Origin of the sequence: Bartonella sp. PS17NMGDW (assembly GCF_042193555.1) — a bacterium.
Lineage (GTDB): Bacteria > Pseudomonadota > Alphaproteobacteria > Rhizobiales > Rhizobiaceae > Bartonella > Bartonella grahamii.
This window is the reverse complement of the sequence record NZ_JBHILY010000099.1, coordinates 1-556: the sequence shown is the minus strand read 5'-3', so window position 1 is coordinate 556 and position 556 is coordinate 1. Positions and strand designations below refer to the sequence as shown.

At 43.9% G+C, this 556-nt stretch carries 1 pseudogene; it reads right to left on the bottom strand.

Annotated features, from left to right (window positions below):
• Positions 1–556 (bottom strand): annotated as a pseudogene (locus tag ACFIJK_RS09485) (hypothetical protein); the annotation flags it as partial.

The following is a 556-nucleotide window of genomic DNA, read 5'->3' as shown; positions in this document are numbered from 1 at the left end:
TATGCTCAGCAACTGTAGTAACATTTTTATTGGTGGTAAAAAGCTGTGAGCCATTAACCGCTTCGCTTGAGTCTTCTGAGAGTGTTCCAGCACTCACACCAGAAATGGTCCGTTTCTCATTATCTTTATTCAGAATACTTACTTCAGTACCGCCTGATGCCTTACCAATGGTGATAGTACCCGATCCCCCCGCACGGAGACTACGCGCTAAAGTAACCTCTTCTTCTTGCTTAACAAGGATACTATCTCTTACATCGACAATCTCTTCATTCAAAGTGGTGAAAGCACTGTTAACACCTTCAAAAGCATCAGCAACATTATGATAAGTCTTCTCGTCACCTTCTACGCCATCAGCACCAAATTGCGCAACTTTGAAATCAGGTTCTGTCCATTTGCTGTCCTCATACTTGGCATTACCACCAAAATATTCCGCAAGGGCTGTGTTCGTAGAATGGAGCTGTGAGCCATTAACCGCATCCGTTGAGCTTTTTGAGAGCTCACCATCCTTAAGAAACGTGATCTTGCTGTTGCCTTTTTTCTCTCCTTCTCCATGCTG